5 protein-coding genes are annotated in these 6,860 nt (G+C 52.0%); all 5 read left to right on the forward strand.

From position 1 onward, the window contains the following. The coding region (locus tag GX419_08780; GenBank protein NLI24785.1) for an LptF/LptG family permease at window positions 1-510 on the forward strand (510 nt) is incomplete at its 5' end. Between the two features lie 164 nt (window positions 511-674). Beyond that, the gene (locus GX419_08785) at window positions 675-1,484 is read left to right on the forward strand and encodes a PASTA domain-containing protein (protein NLI24786.1); all 810 of its coding nucleotides are present in this window, start codon (window positions 675-677) and stop codon (window positions 1,482-1,484) included. 5 nt (window positions 1,485-1,489) lie between these two features. Then, a complete protein-coding gene (locus GX419_08790; protein NLI24787.1) occupies window positions 1,490-3,352 on the forward strand; it encodes a T9SS type A sorting domain-containing protein in 1,863 nt (620 codons plus the stop codon). Between the two features lie 2 nt (window positions 3,353-3,354). Then, window positions 3,355-4,401, forward strand: coding sequence for an RluA family pseudouridine synthase (locus GX419_08795; GenBank protein NLI24788.1), 1,047 nt, complete (start codon window positions 3,355-3,357; stop codon window positions 4,399-4,401). Between the two features lie 86 nt (window positions 4,402-4,487). Beyond that, window positions 4,488-5,456: a D-alanine--D-alanine ligase gene (locus tag GX419_08800; protein ID NLI24789.1), complete on the forward strand. Its 969-nt coding sequence runs from the start codon at window positions 4,488-4,490 to the stop codon at window positions 5,454-5,456. Window positions 5,457-6,860 lie beyond the last annotated feature (1,404 nt).

The raw sequence follows: 6,860 nt of genomic DNA on the forward strand, positions 1-6,860 counted from the left end.
GATTATATCCGCTGGGATTCGGTGAAAGGCAAATGGGAGGTACGAAACTATTACATTCGCAATATTTACGACGGAAAAGAAGAAATCCTCACCGGCACAAGCCTGGATACAACCCTGAACCTCAGTCCCAATGATTTCACTGCTCAGGATAATTTCATCTTCGAAACCATGACCCTTCCCTACCTGAACCGTTACATTGATCAGCTCAGGCTTCAGGGGGCGGACAACATCAATGTATTTCTGGTAGAAAGGGGAAGGAGGACGGCAGTACCTTTCAGCACCTACATACTTACCTTCATCGCCGTAGCGCTCTCGTCGCGCAAGGTCAGGGGAGGCATTGGCATGCACATCGGCGCCGGACTGGGGCTGGCTTTTTCCTATATTTTCTTTATGCAGTTCTCATCGCAGTTCGCCATCAGCGGATCGATACCGCCCATGGTGGCTGCGTGGATTCCAAATATGATCTATCTGGCTATCTGTGTGTTCCTCTACCGCCTGGCCCCGAAATAAACAGAAAGCAACCCTTAAATTAGCGTAAAGCGTAAAGCGTAGAGCGTAAAGAGGGGTATTGGGTTTATCGTCAATTGAGTTTTTCAATTGACGAATTTGGGTTAAGGGGATAATTTTATCTTTGTACCTTCGTTATCCATGTAATTTGCATAAACATCGCCTGCATGAACGATATTGTCCGGTTCCTGTTGTCGAAAATCTTCTGGAAAAATGTTGCCCGCGCGGCCGGAATTTTTCTGGGTCTGTTGCTGATTATTTTCATCTGGCTCAGAATTTATACCCGGCACAATGAATCCATTGCCGTACCCGATTTTACCGGCCATACTCTGGCGGAATGCGAACAAATGGCTGCCGCCCGCAAAATCCGCGTATCGGTTACCGATTCGGTTTATATGAACAACATGCCCCGCGGCACGATGGTAAGCCAGAACCCGCCGGCCGGCTTCCGCGTAAAACCCAACCGCACCATCTTCCTGGTGATGAACGCCCTCACACCCGAAAAGGTCAAAATGCCCAACGTGGTTGGCTTCTCCCTTCGCCAGGCAAGAGCCATCCTTGAGTCGCAGGGATTAACCACCGGAAGGCTCATCTATATCCCCGACATTGCCCAGAACGAGGTGCTCCGCCAGCAGTTCGCCGGAAGGGAAATACCCGAAAACACCCTCATTGAAAAAGGAAGCCACATTGACCTGGTGGTCGGCAGCGGCCTCAGCAACCAGAATACCTATGTGCCCAACCTCAAGGGATTGTCGGTGCAGGACGCCGAGCAGAAACTCTTCGACAGCTTTCTTAACCTGGGTGCCGTAATCTATGACAATACCGTTCTCACCCTGCAGGACACCCTGAATGCAAAGGTCTACCGTCAGAATCCTTCCCAGGGTCTCGTCAACCTGGGTTCGCCGGTCGATATATGGGTTACAATTGCCTCTTCCCTTCTTTCGGAAGGGGACAGCCTTGCCGAACCTGAACAATAGCTTTTATGCGAATACTATCCGCCATCTGGTTTCTTTTTCTTCTTTCCCTGGTTCGGCCTGCGGCGGCCCAGGAGATGCTTTCACGCCGGGTTTCGCCTCCTCCGGCTTCCCCCGGCAGGGAATTGCTGAAGCCGGCAGTGCAGAAGAAAAACCAGACCCTGCTGACCCTTCCCTTTTTTGACGACTTTTCCCGTTTCCCTCTGCCCTGCTATCCCGATCAATCCCTCTGGTCCGATTCCCTGGTTTACATCAACAACAGTTATCCGGTCAATCCTCCTTCGGTTGGCGTGGCAACCTTCGATGCCGTTGATGCACGCGGAAACCTTTATTCCAGTGCCGGCACCCGCCCGTTTTATGCCGATGCCCTCACGTCCCGGCCCATTAACCTGAAATATTCGCCCTCCGACAATATTTACCTCAGCTTTTATTACCAGCCGCAGGGCTTAGGCGAGGCGCCGGAAGAAAAAGATTCCCTCATCCTCGATTTCTATGCCCCAAAAACCGGCACATGGCACCGGATCTGGAGTGTGCCGGGCGATACATTACGGCCATTCCGGCCGGTCATTCTTCCTGTTGCCGACACCATCTTCCTGCAGGAAGGGTTTCGCTTCCGCTTCCGCAACATCGCCAGCCTGAGCAATTTTACCGACGACCCGGGACGCATCGACAACGACGACCACTGGCACATCGACTATGTTTACCTCAACCGGGGCCGTACTCCCGGGGATACGATCTCCGACGATGTGGCCTTTGTATCCCTTCCCGGTTCGGTTCTCAAAACGTATGAAGCCATTCCCTGGTCGCATTACGACGCCGCTGCCAACCGCGAAATGCGCCCGTTCCTTACTTATACCTGCCGCAACCTGTTTGGTGTGGAACGAAAAGTTGACCGCGCTCTCAGAATTGCGGGAATCAACCTGGCGTACCAGTATAATTTCCCTCCAACGGCCGAAAACATTGGTCCCTATGCTGAAATGACCTACAACCCCGATCTGGAGAAATTTCCTTCAGCCGGAGGCGATTCGGCGCTTTTCCGCATCCGGTGCTGGCTTACCACCGATACCGTGAGCATACGCAAAATTTACCGCTGGAACGATACCGTGGAGTTTGTGCAGAAGTTCAGTAACTACTACGCCTGGGATGACGGTTCGGCAGAGTTCGGTTATGGCCTGAGCGGCCAGGGAGCTGAAGTGGCCCGGCTGGCATACCGTTTCACCGGCTTTAAACGCGATACCCTGCGGGCAGTAATGATGTACTTCAACCGCACCCTGAACGACGTAAACCAGGTGCCCTTTGACCTGGCGGTTTGGAACAACCGGAACGGACAACCGGGCGACCTCATCTACCGGCAGGAAAGTATCAACCTGATGCCGTATTTCGACGGACTGAACAGTTTTCATACCTACAGGCTCGACGAAGCTGTTGCCCTGCCCGATACCTTCTATGTGGGATGGATACAGACAGCCACTACTTTTCTTAACGTCGGCTTTGACGTTAACCGGGTACACAACAACCAGATTTTCTTCAACATCAACGGAACCTGGAAAAACTCCAAATTTGCCGGATCGCTGATGATCCGTCCGGTTGTCGGGAAGCCCCTCGTGAGCGGGGCGGAACAGCATCCCGTGCAGGAAAGCCTGCGCCTCTGGCCCAATCCGGCTTCGGATTACCTTCGTCTTCAGCTTTCTGGAAACGATGGCCTGCAGGTGAAAGATGTGTCGGTGGTAAGGTCTGACGGAACCGTAGTTTGGCGCAGTGTCTCCCTGCCCGAATGCATCGGTCTGGAGCGCTTCCCCGAAGGACTGTATATGGTGGTGGTCAGCACCGACGCCAGGAAGTATGTTTCCCGCTTCATCATTCTTCGGTAAAAATGCAGGAAGAAGAAATCAGAGAAACAGACGATCTGTACGAACATTTCCGCTTTGTGGCCGACAAAAAGCAAAGCCTTCTGCGGATTGACCGTTTTCTGCAGAACCGCATTGCCAATGTGTCGCGCACGCGTATCCAGGCGGCTGCAGCGGCAGGCAATGTCTATGTGAACGGCAGGCCCGTGAAGCAGAATTACAAGGTGAAGCCGGAAGATGTGGTGACGGTGCTCCTGCCTTTCCCTCCGCGCGAAACGGAGATTCTGCCCGAAAACATTCCCCTCGATATTGTTTATGAAGACGAACACCTGATGGTGATCAACAAGCCGGCCGGAATGGTGGTTCATCCCGCCCAGGGCAATTACACCGGCACGCTGGTGAATGCCCTGTACTGGCATCTGAAGGACCTTCCTTTGTTTCAGAAGGGGGAAATACGGCCCGGACTGGTGCACCGCATCGACAAAAATACCAGCGGCCTTCTGCTGGTGGCAAAGAACGAACTGGCGCTGAACAAACTGGCCCGTCAGTTTTTCGACCATAAAACCGAACGGAAATATGTAGCCCTCGTGTGGGGCGACCTTCGCGATGATGCCGGCACCATCAGGGGAAACATTGCCCGCAGTACACGAGACCGGAAGAAAATGGCGGTTTTTGAAGACGAAGACACCGGAAAACCTGCCGTTACCCATTACAGGGTCCTGGAACGGTTTCATTACGTAACCCTGGTGGAATGTACCCTCGAAACCGGTCGTACGCATCAGATCCGCGTGCACTTCCAGCACATACGGCATCCGGTTTTCAACGATGCCGAATACGGAGGCAATACCATCCTGAAAGGTACAGCTTCCTCCCATTACCAGCAGTTTGTAAGGCATTGCTTCGAAATCATGCCCCGCCACGCGCTTCATGCCCGCTCCCTCGGATTCACGCATCCCGTGACCGGACAGAACATGTTTTTCGAATCGCCCCTGCCTCCCGATATGGCCGAGGTGGTGCAACGCTGGCGCAACCTGATGGCCGCCCGGAATAAGGGAAAACCAGAAACTGACTGAGCGGAGCCACATGAATTATCGCCCCTGCACCCGGAGATTCACGCTGTTTTTTTCCTATTTTTACCGCCAAAATATCCACAATGCCTGTGCGTAAAACCATCGCCCTCCTTACCGGAGGAAATTCGTCAGAGAAAGTCATTTCCCTTCAGAGCGCCCGGCAGATTGCCGCACAACTCGATCCTTCCCGCTACCAAACCCACATCATTACCATCGAAGGGAAGGAGTGGTACACCGAAGACGGCAAAGGAAGGCGCATTCCTTTCAATCTCAGCGATTTCAGCCTTTCATTGCCTGAAAGGAAAGTGCATTTCGACTATGCCCTGGTGATGATCCACGGGGATCCGGCCGAAAACGGGAAACTGCAGGGATATCTCGATATGATGGGAGTGCCGTATTCCTGTCCCGGCGTGCTCACTTCCGCCCTTACCTTCAATAAATATTTCTGTAAAAACTACCTGGCGGCGTTTGGCATTACCGGCGCCCGGCATATGCTCATTACCAGGGAAACCATTCCTGCGGCTGATGAGGTGGCCCGGAATATCGGCTTTCCCTGTTTTATCAAGCCAAACAACGGAGGGTCGAGCTTTGGTACCAGCCGGGTAAGCTCACCGGAAGGCCTTCTGCCGGCCCTGGAGAAAGCCTTTGCCGAAGATGCCGAAGTGCTTGCCGAAGCGGCTCTTACCGGCACGGAAATTACCTGCGGGGTGCTGAAAATTAACGGAAAGGAACTCCTGCTCCCTCTCACCGAAGTAGTGAGCAAAAAGGAGTTTTTTGACTACGAAGCCAAATATACTCCGGGCATGGCCGAAGAAATAACCCCGGCGCGCATTTCTCCCGGGCTCACCGCCGCCTGTCATGCTCTCTCTTCGCGCATATACGATATTCTTCAGTGTAAGGGAATTGTGCGCATCGATTATATCCTCAGCGGAAATACCTTCTGGTTTCTCGAAGTAAATACCATCCCGGGCATGAGCGAAAACAGCATTGTGCCGAGGCAGATCCGGGCCGCCGGACTGAGCGTGGGGGAGGTGCTGGATATGTTGATACAGAGTTAAGGGGAAGGGGATAAGGGGCTTCGCCCCTTTTTATAATCCTCTCTTTTAAATAGTGTTCCATCTCCAGGAATCTTCATATAAATAAGGCGATGAGCAAGCTTTTTTGTGGGAATCTTCACCACCTCCGGTGTTGCAAAGGTTTTCGTTCCACCTACCATCGTCCATAACCAACCCTGCTTCGACAGGCTCAGCAAACGCAGCCCGCACCAATCGTGGACGTCCCCCCGCAGGCCTGCTAAGGGCCGGAGCAAGAGCTTAATCCCGTTTCTGAAAAGGAATTTATTTCCTGAACGTAAATCCAAAGCGCGTGGGCCAGATCAAAACAGGGGAGCCAAGGCTGGCAGTGAATGCCTGAATGCTTAGAATTACGGCAGAGGGCCCGACGCCAAAGTGGGGATTTGCCCTTAATCCCCGCAAAAGATTTAGTGGAGGCTTTATTTTCATTGTGATGCTTGCATTTCGGATGAGGGTAGGGGTCATTATGAAAAGGGTTATGCGGGGTTTCACCCCGAACCCTGAGTTACTTTTTTGTCAGCTACACAAAAAAGTAACCAAAAAAAGTCTCCACGATTGAAGGCTGAGGCCTCTACGGAGGGTACCCAAACTGTCGTCCATAACCAACCCGGCCTCAGCCCGCACCAATCGTGGACGTCCCCCCACCGGCTTGCTAAGGGCCAGAGCAAGAGCTTAATCCCGTTTCTGAAAAGGAATTTCTTTCCTGAACGTAAATCCAAAGCGCGTGGGCCAGGGCAAAACATGGGAGGCAAGGCTGGCAGTGAATGCCGGAATGTTAGGAATTACAGCAAAGGACCGACGCTAAAGTTTGGATTAGCAAGCAAATCAATCGCAAGCCGCAATGCACTTTGCACTATGCTTGTATTAGATACTCGGAAAGCACAAAATAGTGTATAATCCTGTTTCTATAAGGAATTTCTTATTTAAACAAAAACCCCATGTGCGTTGGCCAAGGCAAAACAGGTGGCCCGGGCTGTTGTGAATGCCTGAATGCATAGAATTACGGCAGAGGGCCCGACGCCAAAGTCGGGATTTATTTTAAAGACTCCCTCTCACGTGCCCTTGCACAAACATGTAGTGACCTAAGAAGTAAGCTTCAGGCTTCTCTGAACCCGTCTTTAAAATTCCACCTCTGCCTGTAATTCTTGCATTCAGGCAGAGCGGAAGGGATTTTGTTTTGCCTTGATTTTCTTTGGTTACTTTCTTTCATCAAGGAAAGAAAGTAACGCAGGGTTTAAGGGGTGAAACCCCTTTAACAGTCTTCATTTTGCTAGTAATTGCAACATTCCGGCAGAGCGGGAAGGCTATTGTTTTGCCTATCCCGCGATAGAAAATCTTACAGTTGGCTTCACCGCCAACTGGTAGATTTTCTTATGCGGGATTTGGTTA

It is taken from the genome of Bacteroidales bacterium (genome assembly GCA_012517825.1).
In the GTDB taxonomy this organism is placed as follows: Bacteria; Bacteroidota; Bacteroidia; order Bacteroidales; family JAAYUG01; genus JAAYUG01.